Annotated in this window: 14 protein-coding genes; 2 read left to right on the top strand and 12 right to left on the bottom strand. The window is 44.9% G+C overall.

From position 1 onward, the window contains the following. Positions 1-1,001: 1,001 nt before the first annotated feature. The 11 genes from BLT_RS0102365 to BLT_RS0102310 form a co-directional block, all read right to left on the bottom strand. Positions 1,002-1,769: an S-layer homology domain-containing protein gene (locus BLT_RS0102365; RefSeq protein ID WP_017726216.1), complete on the bottom strand. Its 768-nt coding sequence runs from the start codon at positions 1,767-1,769 to the stop codon at positions 1,002-1,004. Positions 1,770-1,800: 31 nt separating this feature from the next. Beyond that, positions 1,801-3,099 (bottom strand): UDP-glucose dehydrogenase family protein, encoded by a 1,299-nt coding sequence (locus tag BLT_RS0102360; protein WP_017726215.1) that lies wholly within the window; start codon positions 3,097-3,099, stop codon positions 1,801-1,803. Beyond that, entirely contained in the window at positions 3,096-4,628 is a 1,533-nt protein-coding gene (gene murJ, locus BLT_RS0102355) for a murein biosynthesis integral membrane protein MurJ (protein ID WP_017726214.1), read from the bottom strand. The genes BLT_RS0102360 and murJ overlap by 4 nt, the downstream gene beginning before the upstream one ends. A gap of 350 nt (positions 4,629-4,978) precedes the next feature. Further along, complete coding sequence (gene pssE / locus BLT_RS0102345; RefSeq protein ID WP_017726212.1) at positions 4,979-5,455, bottom strand: PssE/Cps14G family polysaccharide biosynthesis glycosyltransferase; 477 nt, start codon at positions 5,453-5,455, stop codon at positions 4,979-4,981. Continuing rightward, positions 5,452-5,931 (bottom strand): PssD/Cps14F family polysaccharide biosynthesis glycosyltransferase, encoded by a 480-nt coding sequence (gene pssD, locus BLT_RS0102340; protein WP_017726211.1) that lies wholly within the window; start codon positions 5,929-5,931, stop codon positions 5,452-5,454. Before pssD ends, pssE begins: the two co-directional genes overlap by 4 nt. Next, the gene (locus BLT_RS0102335) at positions 5,928-7,040 is read right to left on the bottom strand and encodes a glycosyltransferase (RefSeq protein ID WP_017726210.1); all 1,113 of its coding nucleotides are present in this window, start codon (positions 7,038-7,040) and stop codon (positions 5,928-5,930) included. Before BLT_RS0102335 ends, pssD begins: the two co-directional genes overlap by 4 nt. Next, entirely contained in the window at positions 7,033-8,373 is a 1,341-nt protein-coding gene (locus BLT_RS0102330) for an O-antigen ligase family protein (RefSeq protein ID WP_017726209.1), read from the bottom strand. Before BLT_RS0102330 ends, BLT_RS0102335 begins: the two co-directional genes overlap by 8 nt. 23 nt (positions 8,374-8,396) lie before the next feature. After that, positions 8,397-9,533 (bottom strand): polysaccharide pyruvyl transferase family protein, encoded by a 1,137-nt coding sequence (locus BLT_RS0102325; RefSeq protein WP_017726208.1) that lies wholly within the window; start codon positions 9,531-9,533, stop codon positions 8,397-8,399. A 12-nt stretch (positions 9,534-9,545) separates the two neighbouring features. Further along, a complete protein-coding gene (galU, locus tag BLT_RS0102320; RefSeq protein ID WP_017726207.1) occupies positions 9,546-10,433 on the bottom strand; it encodes a UTP--glucose-1-phosphate uridylyltransferase GalU in 888 nt (295 codons plus the stop codon). A 382-nt stretch (positions 10,434-10,815) separates the two neighbouring features. After that, positions 10,816-12,288, bottom strand: a complete 1,473-nt coding sequence (locus BLT_RS22585; RefSeq protein WP_017726206.1) for a CAP-associated domain-containing protein — start codon at positions 12,286-12,288, stop codon at positions 10,816-10,818. 479 nt (positions 12,289-12,767) lie between these two features. Then, positions 12,768-14,393, bottom strand: a complete 1,626-nt coding sequence (locus tag BLT_RS0102310; protein ID WP_017726205.1) for an N-acetylmuramoyl-L-alanine amidase — start codon at positions 14,391-14,393, stop codon at positions 12,768-12,770. A gap of 514 nt (positions 14,394-14,907) precedes the next feature. On the opposite strand from BLT_RS0102310, the gene BLT_RS0102305 reads away from it, so the two are divergent. Together BLT_RS0102305 and BLT_RS21265 are read left to right on the top strand one after the other, a co-directional pair. Continuing rightward, a complete protein-coding gene (locus BLT_RS0102305; RefSeq protein WP_017726204.1) occupies positions 14,908-15,756 on the top strand; it encodes a hypothetical protein in 849 nt (282 codons plus the stop codon). Between the two features lie 158 nt (positions 15,757-15,914). Continuing rightward, positions 15,915-16,655, top strand: coding sequence for an S-layer homology domain-containing protein (locus tag BLT_RS21265; RefSeq protein ID WP_017726203.1), 741 nt, complete (start codon positions 15,915-15,917; stop codon positions 16,653-16,655). 327 nt (positions 16,656-16,982) lie between these two features. Here the strand turns inward: BLT_RS21265 and BLT_RS0102290 are convergent, their stop codons facing one another. After that, entirely contained in the window at positions 16,983-18,419 is a 1,437-nt protein-coding gene (locus tag BLT_RS0102290; RefSeq protein WP_017726202.1) for an S-layer homology domain-containing protein, read from the bottom strand. Positions 18,420-18,555: the final 136 nt, after the last annotated feature.

Here is an 18,555-nt window from a genome sequence, read left to right as displayed (position 1 = left end):
AAGCTTAATCAAGAAAAACAAAACCTTGGTTTTACACCTTTCTTTATGAAAGGGCGGCATAGCTCAATTTTTCGGGTGATTTTCACTCCCGCCAGATACCCTCAAAAGAGAGCACGAGCTACCATATCTGCTTTAGCAATCATCGAAGAAAGCAGTTCGGCGGGAGTTTCTAGTTTTTCTTACCCCCCTAAACAACACCCTCTCTCACCCTGCCATAAAGCTTAATCAAGAAAAACAAAACCTTGGTTTTACACCTTTCTTTATGAAAGGGCGGCATAGCTCAATTTTTCGGGTGATTTTCACTCCCGCCAGATACCCTCAAAAGAGAGCACGAGCTACCATATCTGCTTTAGCAATCATCGAAGAAAGCAGTTCGGCGGGAGTTTCTAGTTTTTCTTACCCCCTAAACAGCAACCTCTCTCACCCTGCCATAAAGCTTTATTTAAATTTAAGGACACTGAGTTCGTTATCCTCGATAAATCATTAGAAAACAACTACCTAAATAACGGAACCACAGTCCATTCAAACTCTCCTCATACTTGTAGAACCAATGTCATAGAAAATGGAGATAGGTAAGTTGAATGCCCCATGTGAGATTTTCTTTTGAAATTTACTTTTTTAACGGACATGTAATCCTCTATTTGCGAAAAAACTCCCTTATTTTCAGCCATTCGAACTCAGTAGCACTCATTTAGTCAATACTCCTGTCAATTATCCATATTATCTGCAAATAGCGGAATCTTAGTCCACTTCTACCATACAAGCGTATTTTTTCACATATAAAGGAACACTGAGCCCACTTCAAAAACGACTAGCTCTCCAACTCCCTGAAAGACAAACAAAACTTGGCTTTTCACCAAGTCCTCCATAGCGAAATCCTTCGTTGCAGCTATACTTAGCCCTTTAAATTTTTAACGACCTCGAACTCCGTTGTTAAAAATTTATACGCTTAGCCTAAAAAATAAACGACCACTCCGCGATTTTGGAGTGGTCGTTTTTTCTTAATGATTTAAGTTAATCGCCCGGGTTAAAAAGAGTGAAAACTGGGCACGGTTTGTTGTTTCATTTGGTCGGAATGCTTTGCCTACCTCGGTTGTAATCCCGTAATGTGCAATCGTATTGATTTGCTCAAAGTTCGGATAGTCTGGTCCAATATCGGTAAAGGAATATTGCTCGCTTGGTGGCGCTAACTTAAAGGCTTTCGCTAAAATAATTGCCATCTGAGAACGTCTTAATCCAGCCCCTGGCGACATCTCCCCGTTATTTCCAGACATAATTCCGTGATACTCCACCCGACGCAAATCATTGTAATTTGGATGATTTGCTGAAACATCGGTTGCTTTCAACTCATAATCATCCGGGACATCTAGTCCAAGCTCACGCACGAGCATGCTCGCCGTTTGTGCACGTGTGATCGTTTGATTTGGCTTGAAGCTTCCATCAGGGTAGCCACGAATGACACCTCGGTCACTTAAAAAAACAATCTCGTCATGGGCATAAAAGTCTGCCCTTACATCTGTAAACACTCCAGGTGCAGGCGATGGCTTACGATCTCCCCCAAGAAGCGCTTGCACCTCTTGTTCAAGCTTTTCAGCTCTCGCTTCAACAGATGCTGCCTTTTGTTGAACCGTTCGTAGCTCTTTGTCAACATAATCATCACTTGCAATTTCCGTCACATTGGATGCATCGGCATCCGTTGAGCAAGCAGAGAGTAAAAGTACCCCTAGCCCTAGCGCAACAAATGATAATTGTGATTTTAACCGTTTCATGCTTCTCACCCTCTTTAATCAACCCGCTCCTTTACGAGCGACCAATTCCGTGATAAATCATTCCAATTTCTCTCATCTGCTTAGGATCATACACATTTCGTCCATCAATGACAACAGGACGTCTTAACCATTTTTTTAGATCATTTGGATCAATTTGGACAAATTCATCCCACTCGGTCACAAGGAGCAGCACATCTGCATCACGAATCGTATCTTCAACACTTGTACCATACTCAATTTTAGCACCGATTATTTTTTTCGCATTGTTCATGGCAATCGGGTCATATGCCTTCACCGTCATACCCATTCCCAGCAAGCGCTCAGCAATTACTAAGGAAGGCGCCTCGCGCATATCATCCGTATTCGGCTTAAAGGAAAGACCAAGCATCGCCGCCCGAAGACCCTTTACGTCATCTCCAAAAATTCGCTCCACATGCTCAACGACACGTAGCCCCTGACGGCTGTTCACATCTTTAACGGCATGAAGAAGCTGGGGTGTGTAGCCCTTTTCTTCAGCAAGATGAATGAGTGCCTTCGTGTCTTTCGGGAAGCAGGAACCGCCATAGCCAAGTCCAGCATTTAAAAATTTTGGACCGATCCGCGTATCAAGACCCATCCCTTTTGCCACTGCATTTACATCTGCCCCGTATGCATCACAAATATTTGCGATTTCATTAATGAAGGAAATTTTTGTCGCTAAAAAGGCATTCGATGCATACTTGATCATTTCCGAGCTGCGAACATCTGTCACAAGAATTTGCTCCGTCAATGGCTTATGAAGCTCCACAAGCGCCTTTTCTGCTTTTTTAGACGATGTTCCGATCACAATCCGATCAGGGTTAAAGGTGTCTTTGACGGCAGAGCCTTCACGTAAAAATTCCGGCACCGAGCACACATCGACGTTTGCCTTTTCGTTTCGTTCTTTTATGATCGCTTCCACTTTTTCAGCAGTCCCAACAGGAACCGTTGATTTATTCACGACGATTTTATAACTCTCACCGATCGCATCGCCAATTTCCTCTGCCACACCGTAAACAAAGGACATATTGGCTGCCCCAGTTTCCGATTCAGGCGTTCCAACGGCGATCAAAATGAGATCTGCTGCTTGCACAGCCCCTTTTAGATCCGTCGTAAAAGCGAGACGTCCTTCTTCCTGATTTTTGATCACAAGCTCCTTTAAGCCTGGCTCATAAATCGGGATTTCTCCCTTTTTCAGCATATCTACTTTTTCAACGAGCTTATCGACACAAATGACATCATTTCCAAGCTCGGCAAAGCACGTACCTGAGACAAGTCCTACATATCCAGTACCAATAACGGCTAATTTCATCCTCTTTTCACAATCCTTTTCGTTAGCTTCTTTCGAATGTCTTCCATTTCAGAAAAACGTAAGCCCGCCAGAAGTCCGATGAACACCAGACCCGTAACAATGAGGGCAACGATTAATTTTAGTAATGCCATATCAGCCGGAAACCATGCTTCAATTCCGATCTGCACGCCGATAAGAGCGGCAAACAAAATGACAAATTTCGCCACGGTTCGTTTCGTATTTGCACCAACCAATTTTAATTTTAACACGAATTTCGCCGCAACTAATAGTAACAGGAAATTAACGATCGCACTAATGGAGGTCGCCGCAGCAATCCCCATCGCTCCAAACCGATCCATCAGCAGCACAATCAGGCCAACATTAATCCCAAATACGGAAATCACACTTAAGCTGACTGGCAGGACAGAATGCTCTTTCGCATAGAAAAACCTTGTCACATAAAGATTCGCTGAGTGAGCGAACATGGAAAGAACAAGCAGCTGAAATAACGGTGCCGCAAGTAATGTAGATTCCCTTGTAAAGTTCCCGTGCTCGAAGACGACCTGAAAAATCTCTTCGGCATAATAATAGGCAAAAATTGTCGCTGGAACAATGGTAAGCACAAGCATTCGCAGCCCTTTTTGGTACAGGTGCTGAATGCTTTCATTGTCTTGCTCTGCCACCTTCTTCGCCAAGAGTGGATAGATGACCGTCGTCACTGCTGTCATTAGCACACTTTGGGGAAGCTGTACAATTTTCGACGAATAGTTCAGTGCGGCAATCACCCCGCCCTCAAGCTGGGAGGCAAACACGCGATGAATCAAAAAGTAAAATTGAAGCGTCGCCCCGCCAAGCAGGATTGGCAACGCCAGACGCAGCATTTTTTTAAATTCCCCATCGATTTTAAAACGGAAACCAAAATTCATGAACTTCCCTTTTTTCAGCATGTAGACGAGCATCAGCACCATAACGCTGGCACTGATAGTGGCTCCATATGCGTGGGCGTAAGGACCAAGAAGGGGAAAAAACAAAACGGCGATGCTGACAAACACCAAATTCATCACGAAGGTGGATGCCGTTGCCATCGAAAATCGTCCATTAACGTTCAAAATTCCTGTGAACCACATGGCAATCACAAGGAAAAAGGTCGCTGGTGCCATGATCGTAAACAAATTCGAGGTTAAAGCAAGCTCTTCAGCCTCAAGCCCGCTGAACAAAAGGCCCATCACTGGCTTTGAAAACACCATCAGCAAAGCCGTAAAGCCAACCAGAACGACCGTAAGCCATGTAAACACGGTCTTTAAAAACTCATCCCGTCTCAAGGGGTCTCCCATTTTGCTATAGATGGAAATAAAGGCTGTCGTAATCGCGCCACCTAGGGCAACATAAAAAAAGTTCGGCAGCGTATAAGCATTAATGACACTGTCGGCAACACTTGAGGTTCCAAACTGATAACCAATAACGACCTCTCGCAAAAAGCCAATAAATCGAGAGGCTAAATTGATCACAGCGACTGCCCCAATAATCTTCAGTAACGTCTTCCCCTTCACACGAACACTTCCTTTTAGAAAAACTACCCTTCCGCCACATTCACGCCAAAAAACTTCCCTGCTGTGTATTCTTTAAACGTCTGATCGCTCATAGGTCGAGTCAGTACCAAACGTCTATCGTTTTTCATCGTTTTAACGGATCCGGCATCCTCTATTTGCGAAAAAACGCTCTTTATTTTAACGGTTACGGACCTAGGAGCCCTTATTTCGTCAATACGACTTGCTATGATCCGTCTTTTTTGCAAATAGCGGAGCCTGAGTCCACTTCTGCCCAACAACCGCATCTTTTTTTCACAGCTAAAGGAACCTGTGTCCGCTTCGCTTTCCATCACACAGACGTGAAAACAGACTTAGCCTTCAATAAAATCTTGAATAAGCTTAACAATTTGATCCCGTCCGCTTTTAAAAGGAACTGGCTCGAAGGTTTCCGCTTCCTTTATTTTTTGTTCGAGTTCTTTTTCGTTTGCTATTCCTAAAATATGACCTGTACTCGTAAATTGTTCAACGATTTCCGTCTGATGGTCATCATTGTGCTCCCCATATTTTTGCAAACGTGCCACTGCAATTACCTTCTTACCTTTTTTCACACCGGTAATAATCGAGCCTGTCCCAGCATGAGTAATAATGAGACGAGCCTCGTCAAAATATCGTTCCATCTCGTTGTAGCTCATAAATGGAATCAGCTTCATTGCGTCGCTTTGATAAGGAGTATTCCCTACTTGCACAACGACCTCGTCATCAATTACTCCCGCCTTCTGCAGACGGCTCACTTCATCTAATAGACGAGTGAAGGGTAGCTCATGGGTTCCAAGTACTACAAAAATCAATAGATTGACCCCCCATATACGGCTTTAGGATACACCTTTTTCATTGACTCCCACTGGACAATAAACAGATCAGCAATCGGATACACCATCCGACCTGACAGGGTTGGCGTTGTCGTCTTCGCAAAGCTTTCAATAAAAATCACCTTGCGACCGAAAAGCTTAGCAATATAGCACATCGGCACCGCCGTATGCGCCCCTGTAGTCACGACAACGTCTGGACGCTCACGCAAAAAGATCCAAAGTGATTTCAGGCAATTAAAGGAAAACTTAAAAAGATAGCTAAACAGATAGTTTCTCGCACCATAGATAAGAAGTGAGACAGGGTGCTCATTTTTCATCTCTTCTGTAATGCTCGACTTCTCTGTGACAATGTGATAATCATAGGTTTCAAATAACGGCTTTAGCTGAAGAAGCTGTGTTAAATGGCCGCCAATCGACGAAATAAACAGCACCTTTTTCCGTTGTTTGCTTTTCATTTTTGTTCCTCCCCATTTGGAGCATAAATCTCAATAACTTTCTCTGTTAGACGCTCCTGGTCGTTCTCCACTGCCCGGCGCCTTCCTGCTTCGATCAGGCGTTCCCGCACACCCTCGTCATAAAGAGCTTGTCCAATCCCTTCCGCAAGGGACGCTGCATTTTCTGGTTCGACAATGATCCCATGACCGTCACGAAGAAGTGTTTTTAAGCCGCCAACTCCAGCACCGACCACTGGTGTGCCACAGGCCATCGCTTCCACCGCCACAAGGCCAAAGCCTTCCATATGGGATGGGAGGACAAACACCTCGGCTGCCGACATCCAAATCGCCACCTCCTGCTGAGGAACGGCTGGCTGAAGATGAACATCCTCAAGCCCTAAGCGAGCGATCCTTTCCTTCACCTCTTCTAAAAACGAGGCAAGCTTCGGGTTACCGACAAGATAGAGGGCGAGAGATGGGTCTAATTTTTTTAATGCGGCAAAGGCATCAACAAGCTCAAGAATCCCTTTTTCTTTAATGATGTTGCCAACAAAAACGATCGGGCGCATCCCTTCCTTAATCCCGACAACCTTGCGGGCCTCTGTTTTATCATGTGGTTGAAAAACCTCTAGATTTACACCCATGTTAATGACCGACAACCGATCCTTCGGCACATGAAATTCCCGCTGCACTTCATCATAGAGTTCCGTACCGACCGTGATGACATGATCGGCTTCATGCAAAATGGTCTCGGTCCAGCGACGGATGCGTTGATTTTTCTTCGCCATCCGGTTGATATCCCCACCATGCGCAGTGACAATCAGCCGCGTCTTAAACACTTTTTTAAACAGTAATGCAAGCATTCCTGTTGGAAACACATAATGGGCGTGTACAACATCGTACTGGCGCCCTTTTGTCAAAAACGAAGCGAGCGTCTGAGCCGCCCACTTCGCATATTTTTTCATCACATCAGGTTTTGACATGCTCGGATTTTGGACCGCAACCACATCGACCTCCGCACCTTTTGCGCGTAAGGCCTCCACTTGATTTTTCACAAAAATCCCGAAGGTTTTGCTATCCTTCCCTGGGTACATGTTGCTTAAGACGAGTACACGGATTTGTTTATCCATTGGCTTTCTCCTTTTTGTACCAGTTCATTCCGATTCCTAAAAAGAGCCATAGCAAGAGGGCGATTTGGTGGTTCTCCCAAGCAGAGGAAAGCAAGCCCATAATGACAAAGGCAATGGCATACGTCACGACAAATAGGCCAACCCAGCGCTCGGTATGTGTTTCGCGCTCAGATAAAAACGTCATTTGCTTTAACACATTGAACAGGAAATAGGCAAGCAACGCAACTCCGATAATGCCATACTCTACAATCACATAAAGGAAGTTGTTATCAACGGTTCGCATCGTCGTCGGCAAATCCTCATGGAAAAAGACATGGAATGGCGAGTTAAAGAAGAACGCCGCGTTACTACCAAACATCCCTGGACCGACTCCGGTAATTGGATTCAGCAAAAAGACTTCCCAGCCGCTTAAAATGAAGAGAAAGCGATAATTCCGCGTTAAATCAAGGGTATAGAGATTACGCTGGGCAAACCCTTCAAGAAACACGAGGGCGAGTCCATAGCCAACCACAAAAAGGACAACAAGAGCAATCGACCCTTTGATCAGGATTCGAAAGGCTTTCTTTTTCCGATTGATAATCCCGATAATCGCAATACAGCCGATTAGCGCAAGAAACGCTTGGCGCGAGAACGTCAATGCGATGGCTGTAAGAAGCACCACGGAAATGACACTATAAATCAGCACTTGCTTTTTTGACAGCTCTGCCCTAAACACAAAGAGGTACAGGATAACAAGAAGCAATACGGCAACGAGAAATCCAGCAAGTGTGTTACTCGAATCCATTAAACCGAATGCACGAACCTCTTCCCCAACGGCAATGCTTCGACGCTCAGATACATCCCGCAGCGGCAAGGGCACCAAAAAGGCAATTTGAAAAAAGCCAACAATCGACTGAAAAAGCGCCAATCCAATAATAAGATGGAACAGCTTTTTTACCCAGCCAGCAGGAATCTCAATCGCTAATAAAATATAAAACAACAGCGCATATTGAAAAATCGCCCGTAAACCAAAAATCCCTTGAGCAAACGGTACGTTGTTAATGAACATGCTAAAAAGGGCAAACCCGAAGAACAAGAGCAAGCTGAAATTCAGCGGATTTTTCAAACGCTCAAGTAAATGCTTACGACCAATTTTCGGGTGAATAAGAACGAGAAACGCCATCGCTACCAGCAGCATTTCACCTGTATAGGAAATGCCGGTGCGCACAAGACCTGGCAGAATATCGCCCCAAATTCGTGTAAATTGTAATTCGATCGTTGTCCAGATGACAAGCAAAACGGTTGCAAGCAGCAACAGGCGGTTCGCTCGTTCTGTTGAAAGGTACTTCTCCATAATAATTCCACACCAATCACTTTCTAGTTGATTTTAAGCTGGTCTAGCCCTTTTAATGCTTCTGCCTTTAGCTTACCGGAAACCTTCACGTAAGCACCTTGCACTGAGGCCCAATTTTCCTCGACCGCATGGTAGACATCAACAATCGCGCTCGATTCCGGTGTCACCTGACCAATCTCAACGCCAAGAGACGGCATCCCGATCACTTTCATAAAATCGAGAACTTTATGATGGTAGCCAATCCCGATGACCGGTGTTTCAGCAACAACCGATAAAATCAAGGAGTGGAGGCGCGTGCCGATAATCAAATCCTGCTCGGCGCTAACTCGCACAATGTCACGGGGGTGGAGGTTATCTTCAAGTAAGGTTACACACGCTTTTCCATCCATCTTCTCCACAATGTCCTGCGTGACCGCCACATCCTCAGGATATTTCGTTGAGTAGAAGGTGAGCTCGATGTTTTTCTCTTCAATCAAACGGTCAAGCTGTGCCGCCATCCCTCCAACATAGTCTTCGTATTTCTTCAAGTCAGCCGTTGGCCAGTAGTGCTGGCTAAAATACGGAACCGCCGTCACCCCAATCCGTTTAATCGCCTCTGAAGGCTGATGGGTTTTATCCGCCGGGACTGAAAAAGCTGGGTCACCAATGACGGAAACGGGTGTTTTGACACCGAGAGATTCTAGAAGGGCCTGAGAATCCTTGTCCCGAACGGAAACAGAAGCGGCACCGTTCACAAGCTTTTTAATAAAAAACGCTCCAGCTTTTGTGCGAATCGGACCTGCACCTACACCGTACACAACAACTTGGCAGCCCGCCTTCATCCCCGTTTGTCCGAGGACACTATAAAGGGGCGCATCCCGCTTGTACATGTCCATCAAAAGCCCGCCGCCACCGATGAGCAACAAATCCAGCTCCTTCATCACTGGATAGCTTTCTTTCACTGTCACGAGTCCAGACTTCAAAATGTTCCCCTTCTTATGCAGCAAGGGCACGGAACGGATGTTGTAGCGTTCCATCGTATTTTCCGGGTTATTACTGAAGATGACGATGTCTTCCTCTTTGACGCCGAGATGCTCCGTTAATTGATGGAGAATCCCAGTCAAAATCGCTTCATCGCCGTTATTGTTATGTCCGTAGTTTCCAATAATTCCTACCTTCATTTTTCTTCGTCCTTACTGCTTGTCAGCAAGCTTACCTGCCACAAGCTCCTGTAAATAGTGTTTCATGTCTTCCTTTAAATCATCACGATCAAGGGCAAATTCAATCGTCGTCTTAATAAAGCCGAGCTTCTCCCCCACATCGTAACGTGTTCCTTGGAATTCATAAGCGAGGACTTGACGCTGCTCACTTAACGTCTGAAGCGCATCCGTCAATTGAATTTCATTCGACTTTCCTGGAGCCGTCGTTGCTAGGACATCAAAAATATCCGGCGTCAAGATGTAACGGCCCATAATGGCAATATTGGTCGGTGCTTCAGCACGCTTCGGCTTTTCAACAAGACGTTTCACTTTATGAATGCCTTTCCCGTACGGCTCACAGTCAACAATCCCATAGCGCTCCACTTCTTCATCGGCTACTTCCTGAACACCGATAATCGGGCTTTCATGCTCCTCATATAATTCCATCATTTGCTGCAGACACGGTTTGTCATCGCTTTTTACAATGTCATCCCCAAGAAGAACCGCAAAAGGCTCATCACCGATAAATTTCCGTGCACAGTAGACGGCATGTCCTAGTCCTGCTGGTTTTTTCTGACGAATGTAGTGAATATCCAAAAGGTCTGTGCTTTGTTGAACCGAGCGAAGGAGCACCTCTTTCCCGCTTTTCTTCAACTCTTCCTCTAGCTCCACCACTTTATCAAAATGATCTTCAATCGCGCGCTTGCCTCGACCTGTAATAATTAAAATGTCTTCGATTCCTGAAGCAACCGCTTCTTCGACAATATACTGAATCGTAGGCTTATCTACGATTGGTAGCATTTCCTTTGGCTGTGCCTTCGTTGCCGGTAAAAATCTTGTCCCTAGTCCTGCTGCTGGGATTATCGCCTTTTTCACCTTCATTGAAGAAACGCCTCCTTTACTTTTCCAATGTTCTTTCGTTATGTACGAAAAGGGCGCCACGTATCACTTGGTCACCCTTGCTCAACTCTTCCATTATACAATAGTCAACTCAGTTGTGCAGAGAAATTCTCCATGACAACAATGTTACAAATTTCCTTTTCATGGAAAAGGGGGACGGAGCTTTAGTTCAAGTTGGTAAAATCATGAAGCGCCCTTCCGCTCACACTCCTTCATTGAATGTTGCTCAGCGTTACCTGGTGAACTCATTTTCATTTTTGCGCCAAGAGCGAGCCGCACATTCAAGTATTAGTGGAATAGACGAAAAATGGATGAAGCCTTCTAATAACGGCCTCATCCATCATCCGCTCGGGAGTCGATTTCATTAGGGGGTATAAAAGGTTTGCGTGTAGTACGGGACACCCTCAGCATTAAAGCCAACGCCTACCCCAAGATGGGTAAAACTGCCGAGGATCGCTTCACGGTGACCACTTCGGGAGTTCATCCATCCTTCGTGAGCGAACATGGCATTCGTTTGTCCGTATGCAATATTTTCCCCGGCAAACAGAAAGGTCATTCCTTCGTTTTCCATACGGTCAAATGGACTTTCTCCCCGTTCATTTGTATGTGAGAAAAAGGCATTTTCAGCCATATCCACACTATGACGACGAGCCACACGGGCTGCCACGTCGTCACTTTTTAAAGGAGCTTTTCCAAAATGGGCACGGCTTGCATTCACCAAATCAAACACCTGGGCTTCAAAGCTTCTCCGTAAAGCTGCAGAGGGCTGTCCATAAAACCGTGCAAAGGAACGCTCAACATTTCCATCAATGACTTGAATCCCTGACAAGCGATTTTGCCGATGAGAATCGTAAAAAAAGGTCACATAGCTATTATCAACGAAATACAGCTCATGATGATCCTGGTTTGTGTAACGGAAAATGGTTCCACCCTTCTGAATTTCAGTGACACGCTCGCCATACTTGCTGCGAATCACCTCTCGTGACGTTCCTAGCCTCACCTCTGATCTTGTGTGAAGCCCCTCTCCATTTGTAAGCAGCCCTACAACCCTTCCGTCCTGAATTCCAATTTGCGCATAATTCAAGTAGTCATTCTTATAGATTAACCAAGTAAATCCGTATTCACTTATATCCTCACGGGCAGGTATCCCAAGAATTTGCCGAACCTTTTGCTCCGTATCTCCGAGGCCGATCCCAGAAACGGTCACTTCACGACTGCTCACTGGTTGCTCTTCTGGCTTGAAGCGATCATTTAAGCTACGCGCTAAAAAAACAGAAAACTGCGCCCGACTCGTGGAATCATTCGGTCCGAAGCGACCATCTCCATACCCTGTCGTAATTCGGTTTGCCGTTAAGGCTTGAATGTCGTTATAAGCCCAAAAGGAAGAAGGAACATCGCGGAAGCTCACAGCAGATTCACCTTGTAACTCAAACGCCCGTGTTAAAATCGCCGCCATTTGAGCTCGACTTAATGGCTGTCCCGGTTCAAAATAACCATTTCTTCCCGTCATCAATCCTTCATCAAAAACGGTTGCCACGATTGGGTAGGCCTCATGATTAACACCAATATCGATGAGCTCCGCTTGTGGACGATTTTCTGTTTCCAGCTTTAACGCCCGAACGAGCATTGTTGCAGCTTGCAAGCGTGTAATCGTATCATTTGGACGAAACCGCCCATCACTAAAGCCTTGAACAACCGCCTCATCTGCAAGATAGTCGATTTCAGACTTGGCCCAAAATTGCCCAGACACATCGGTAAAGCTTGTTGCTGCTTCACTTATTTGACCCCCAATAAAAAAACATCCAGCTACGAAGAAAACAAGTAATTTCTTAAACACGGATGTCCACTGTCCCCTCTCTATGTATTCACTTTTCTATTTTATCTTTGAAAAAGGGTGGAGCTTTAGGATCAAAAAAGAGATTGCGAAATTCTCTTCCGTTTGCACCGCCTTTTTTCATTTCGTAGAAACTGAATCTATCACTTTATCTTTTCCAATTTTAAAAAAAAGACTACCTATTATTGCTTCTCCTTCTATTATAATACAGCACTTCAATATTCACAGTCGAAATTGAAAAAAATAAAGTTTTAATGGTGCTGTTTTCGTTTACAGAAGAAGAGAGAAATCAATGCTCAGAAAACTGTATGAGCGGCTCCCTCTCTCACAAGATTAAACGCAGGTTTGTCAATTCATTCTGTGCAACCTTCAACGAAGGAGTGTGAGCGACACACTTCTTGCTTTATCATCTTGAAAGCTCCAGCCCCTTTTCATTTTCAAAAAAAAGAGAGAAAGAGCATGTCCGCTCTTTCTCTAAACAACTACCAGCCGTAGTAATCTTCAATTCCTCTTAAAATCGCTCTTGCAGCTTTTTGATTGAAGTCCGAACGCTTCATCATCGCTGCATCGCTGCTGTTCGTCACAAAGCCTAGCTCTACAAGAACACTCGGCATTCTCGTTTCACGGATGACAGCGAAGTTAGCGCTCTTAGGGCCTCGATCCCTTGTGCCAAGCTCTTCAACAAGGCGCTTGTTAATGCTTTCAGCAAGTGATTTACTTTCAGCAGCAGCATACGTACCGTTCCAGAAGGTCTCGGTTCCATTTGCACTGCTTGCACCCGCAGCATTGGCGTGAATGCTGACAAAGATATCTGCTTGTGCATTGTTAGCAAATCGTGCACGCTCACTTAACTCAACGAACGTATCATTGTTTCGCGTCATAAGTGGCTTAGCACCTGCATCCTTTAACAGCTTTTCGAGCTCAAGCCCTACAGCAAGGACGACATCCTTTTCCCGGAGACCGTTGGCGACTGCTCCTGGATCTCTGCCACCATGTCCTGGATCAATGACAATGATTCGATCCTTTAATGCGTTAGAGCCAGGTGCTCTTGTGACAAGATAATGTAAAGATGTGTACGCAAACTCACCATTGTACTTGATTTTTGCCCAATTGCCTTCATAAGCATAAATATCAACCACTGTTCCCGCCGTCAAGCGGCCAACTGTATTTGAGCTTGCTGTTGCACGCTCACGAACGTTCAAGCTAGCAGTCGTAACCTTCCCTTGGGCAATCACCTTCGCATCCGTTGCTGGAGGAGGTGTTGGCTGAGAAGGCGCTCCTTCATTCACACGTTGTATGTAGCTTTGATGGACATAACCAAAGTTCCCGTTGTACTTGATGCGAAGCCAGTCCCCTTCGATTCCGTACACCTCAATCGTTTGTCCCTTCGAAAGGCTACCAATGACACCATTGCTTGTACTCGGACCAGAGCGAACGTTTAACGTTGACGTTACATTGACCGCTCCTCTGAACAAGACTGCACCATCACTTGATAGGCGGAAGCTTGGTTCAATCGCGCGGGCAAGATACACCGCAAATTCTGCACGAGTTGCCTGTGCGTTTGGCCGGAAGTTATTACCTAATTCGACAATCCCATTTGCTTCAAGAGACGTAATTTGACGAAGCGCCCAGAAGTCGTTTCGAATGTCGCTAAAGCTACTAACCGAGCCACCACTTAGGCTAAACGTTTTTGATAAAACCGCGGCAATCTGTGCACGGCTGATTCTCTCACTTGGGTGAAAGCGTCCGTCCCGTCCTGAAAAGATTCCAAGAGCGGCTGCTCGTTCGATTGACGCATATGCCCAGTGATCTGTTGACACATCAGGAAATGTAGGATTGCTCCGATTAACCGGTCTCGAACCTTCCCCAATTGCGTTCGTAATCATGACAGCTGCCTGTGCACGCGTCAAGTTCTCATTCGGGGCAAATACTGTACCATTTTCCCGACCGTTTAAAATACCTTTGTCCTTCAGATAATGAATCTCATCGTGTCCCCACGCACTGCTAGGCACATCAGTAAATTTTCCTTGTGCAGAAGCTGTTTCCAGCCCAATAACAGGTAGCATGAGAAGGATGATAAGACTCGCTACAATTCCTTTCCTTAACAACCTTATGCCTCCTCTAAGTGATAATCTTTTCTCTCTCCCCATAGAATACCACGGATAAAAATTCGAAACTACAATATTAGGTAATTAACAAAAAATAGTCCTATCCTCTTAGATTATGTCGAGAGATTGTAACATTCTGTCATACACTGTAAAACATTCAATTAAAGCTACTATATTATAATGGAGTAATAGGAAAGTTTTCCTCTCACTTCTTATTTCGGCTAACGAAGCAGAATGATTAAATAAAAATTTTCTGCATGTAAGGTTACATAAAAATTTTTTTAAAAAAGAATGGAAGTCTATGGCTCGAATGATTTTCATTCATCCTAGAGAAGGAGTTAATAAGGTAACCGCTAAAGCCTTTTCTTTTCACATATAACGGAACTCAGTCCATTCAAACTCTTATAACTACGGGAATCACTCTGAGCTATTAAAGCTTTCACGATTCGAACTTCACATTTTCTCGGTTATCGGCTAAAATGTAGTCACTGTTAACTATAGTTAGGTGGTTTCCATGAAAAGAATAATGGTCGCAGCAATGCTTTTGCTGACACTGCTCGTATTCAGCGCATGCTCAACAATGAATATGGAACGTAAGCTTGCAGAAGAAAACCGAATCGATACCGATGTCTACGCATATGACGATGAAGAGTTCGTCTTTAACGAAGGAGTCCTGCAAACCCTTGCGAACCGGTTCAGACTTGAAGAGCTATCAACAGAAAACATCAATAGCATTATGGAAGACGAAATCAAAGCAGGCTATTATAACGAAGTGATTATTTACATGCGCTATTTGCTTGATAATGAAGAGGATCAAGCGGCCATGTACATGGATCGCTACTATGAAGCACTTTTTGCCCATGTTCAGAACACGGAAGACCCTTCCCCGCAATTAATTGCAGATGCGATTGAAATTGCCGAACGTCAATTTACACTTAAGCCAGATGATCAAAAAGCGGTCGTTCAATATGCCAACCTTTTGATTGATTCAAGAACAGATGTGGATGAAGGATTACGTCTTCTCTTCCAGCTTGAAGAAAATCTTGAGGAAGTCGGCGAGGACCCAACACAACAAACCCTTCTTGCTTTAGCCAATGCACATTTCATTGATGGCAACTATGGGAAAAGTGTTGACTTGTACTTATTGCTTGCATCCCTTAATCCAGAAGATGCCCTGCTGTATTACAACTTAAGCTACGTGCTTCAAACAATGGGTGATACGACAAGAGCAAGCGAATATTTAGACCAGGCTTACTCCCCAACAATGGACTTTCTTGATACCTATGGAACAAACTCGTACGGGGCATTTGAAAGCTTTTTGCGTTCAAGCAATCCAACAAATGAGGCGGACTCCCTTCGATAGAGGAAATCGAAAGGGGCCGCTTTTTTCTTTCTTTTTTTCCCATTGCTTCCTCTTTTTCGATAAAAAACCTCTATGAAAATATTTACAATACTAGCAAACTTCATTAAGATGGAAAGAGAAGAAGACTTTTGAAATTTCTACATAACCAGGAGGATTTTATGCACGCATATTTGCGAAAAGGGAGCTTTTCGTGGGCCGCTAGTTCAACCCTTGCTCTCACCCTTATTTTCAGCCCTGTTGTATTAGCAGAAAACCCGGACATCGTAGAGAAAAAAACCATTGAAGAAGTAGATCCCCCATTAGAGGAAGAAATGGAAGAGGTCCCTGTCGAGGAGGAGACACCTGTACCTCAGGTCTATTACAAAGACGTATCACCTGATCATGTGGCCTTTGCTGCGATCCATTTTCTTACTGAGCGTGGCATTCTTTCTGGTTCAGCCGATGGTACGTTCCAGCCTGATCAGCCACTAACTCGTGCTCAAGCTGCAAAAATTTTAGCGGAGGAGCTTCAACTATCCGCACCAGCAAGCTATCGTTTACAAGCAGCAGATGTCGACCAGGGTCACTGGGCACATGATTATTTCCGCGCACTTGCTGCAAACGGTATCATGACAGGCAGCAATGGGAAGTACCATCCAAATGATCCTGTCACCCGTGCCCAAATGGCTGCGTTGCTAAATCGCGCATATGATTATGCAAGCCCTGCACGCTTTGCAACCTTCGAAGATGTGGATCGCTCGTTCTGGGCTTATCACGACATTAATCGACTTGCTGCAAACGGCATCACGACACAAGCTGGAGCGAGCTTCAATCCAAATAGAGCAATTACACGTGGACAATTTGCTCTTTTTGTCGCACGCAGCATTGACGACCGCTTTAAGCCGTACGAATTTCGTTAAGCAGAAAAAAGAGTCAAAATGCATGGAACTGCACCCTTAATTTTAACTGTGTCTAAAATTTGGAGGTGCTTTTCCTTTGGCCAAATTTCCAAGAAAAGAAAAATCACTGTTACGACACCGTTGTGATTGAAAAGTTGACATGGACATCACGTGAAGCCCTACCGCTCCCACCTCCTTCCTTGTAATGTTCCGCAAAAAGTTTGGAGGAATTCATTTTTTTGTAACAATCTTGTTGTTAAAACGCCGATGCTTTTTAAAAAAAGCCCCTGCACGAGAGAGTCATAGACGTCGTGCGGGGCTTTCATCTGATAGGCTAAATATTCGATTCTATTTTTCTTCCTGGTTGCGCCATTGCTCAATGAGCATGCCCTCAATTCGGTTTAAAAATAAAGCGAACTGCCCTCGTGATACTGGTTCATTCGGGCGGTAGGTATTTTGATTGGTTAAGCCATTTGCATAAAGCGTATTGATTTCATCATAGGCCCAAAAATCTTCGTTTACATCGGAAAATCGATGAGACGTTGTCGGCTTTTCCAATAAATCGTTAAACACACGGTTTAGCACAACAGCCATTTGCGCCCGAGTGAGTGAATCATTCGGTCGGATGCTTCCCTCTGCATTTGGGGTAAAGATTTCATGAGCTTCAGCAATGAGCATAGAATGATGGGGAATGTCCTTTGATTTTGCCTCATAGCCTGGAGGCAAGGTTAAATCAAGCTCCCGTACAAGAAAAACAGCAGCATGCTGACGCTGGAGGTTTCTGTTCACGCCAAAGCTTCCATCCGGGTAGCCGTTCGTTGTTCCTCGTGCTTCTAGCTTCGCAATCGCTTCAATTCGCTCAGGATCCGTTCCCCGGTCAGTAAACACTGAGATTTCTCCTGGTGTAATTGTAGAAGAGGCAAGATAGCCTTCATATTGACCGCCGACACTTTTAATCTCGTAAAAAACGAAATGATTTTCAATCGAATTGTCATGATATGGACCACTGACGATTTCTACTGGCGTAAAGGCTGGAACGACACCCGTCCGTGGGTTTGTGGTAGAGGGATCTCCCCGCAACGAAGCATCTGTTTTCGTATAGGCACGATCCCCTGCTTCCAGCATTTGCGTTGATTCTGTAAACACCTGCTTTGGTGCATCAATTTGCCGTGCCTCTGGCGGAAAGCGCATCGTTGTACTACCCTCACTATACTCCACAGCAAACGCCCGTAAATGATTGGTACTTACTCCATACCGGCTCGAATTAATATAATTGTACACATCGTCCTGATACGTCCGTTCAACAACTTGCGGGTCATTCAGGCGAGACAAACCGTTGTATGCGAGAATCGCAAAATACCAGCTTTCGAGATAGCGAGGATCTCCTTCCCCAATTTTCGGTGTCAGGCCATGATTTTGATAGCTCCACTTGTCGAGTAAAATTTCAACACCCACCTCTACATTGTAGCGAATGTCTGTTTTTAACCGCTCCATGTCATAGTTGTCCATCTCCGACTGATCAAGGGTCACCTGCATCATCCCAATGCCACCGTCATCGTTCTCATTCATAATCGTCTCACCATTGCTATCGAATTGGCGCATCCCTGTCTCTTTATAGGCAATCGCCTTCACAATTTCCGGTGGCACGCCATGCTCGAGGGCAACCTCTGTCAAGATGTCCTTTCTTTCCTGCGGTGTGCCATTGTCACCTGCTTCTGCACCTGTAGGCATTGCGATCAGAAGTGCACTGAGTCCTGCAATGATACTACCTATATATTTCCCCATCCACTCGATTCCTCCTCTTAAAAACGTGATTCTCCCATTTTTCATTACCTAATTGGGAGAATGGGCTTCCTTTTAAAAATTCAGCCCAATTTCCAATCAAAAAGCCTAGCAAAATCGCTGCTAGACTTTTCGGTTT

Origin of the sequence: Halalkalibacterium ligniniphilum, from assembly GCF_000334155.1 — a bacterium.
Classification (GTDB): Bacteria; Bacillota; Bacilli; order Bacillales; family Bacillaceae_D; genus Halalkalibacterium; species Halalkalibacterium ligniniphilum.
Note: the sequence above shows the minus strand (reverse complement) of the source record. Positions and strands in the feature narration are given on the sequence as shown.

What these genes read in the sequence shown, in the direction of transcription:
- BLT_RS0102365 (WP_017726216.1), bottom strand. Translation starts at nt 1,769, where the DNA reads ATGAAACGGTTAAAATCACAATTATCATTTGTTGCGCTAGGGCTAGGG.
- BLT_RS0102360 (WP_017726215.1), bottom strand. Translation starts at nt 3,099, where the DNA reads ATGAAATTAGCCGTTATTGGTACTGGATATGTAGGACTTGTCTCAGGT.
- pssD (WP_017726211.1), bottom strand. Translation starts at nt 5,931, where the DNA reads ATGAAAAGCAAACAACGGAAAAAGGTGCTGTTTATTTCGTCGATTGGC.
- BLT_RS0102335 (WP_017726210.1), bottom strand. Translation starts at nt 7,040, where the DNA reads ATGGATAAACAAATCCGTGTACTCGTCTTAAGCAACATGTACCCAGGG.
- BLT_RS0102330 (WP_017726209.1), bottom strand. Translation starts at nt 8,373, where the DNA reads ATGGAGAAGTACCTTTCAACAGAACGAGCGAACCGCCTGTTGCTGCTT.
- BLT_RS0102325 (WP_017726208.1), bottom strand. Translation starts at nt 9,533, where the DNA reads ATGAAGGTAGGAATTATTGGAAACTACGGACATAACAATAACGGCGAT.
- galU (WP_017726207.1), bottom strand. Translation starts at nt 10,433, where the DNA reads ATGAAGGTGAAAAAGGCGATAATCCCAGCAGCAGGACTAGGGACAAGA.
- BLT_RS0102305 (WP_017726204.1), top strand. Translation starts at nt 14,908, where the DNA reads ATGAAAAGAATAATGGTCGCAGCAATGCTTTTGCTGACACTGCTCGTA.
- BLT_RS21265 (WP_017726203.1), top strand. Translation starts at nt 15,915, where the DNA reads ATGCACGCATATTTGCGAAAAGGGAGCTTTTCGTGGGCCGCTAGTTCA.
- BLT_RS0102290 (WP_017726202.1), bottom strand. Translation starts at nt 18,419, where the DNA reads ATGGGGAAATATATAGGTAGTATCATTGCAGGACTCAGTGCACTTCTG.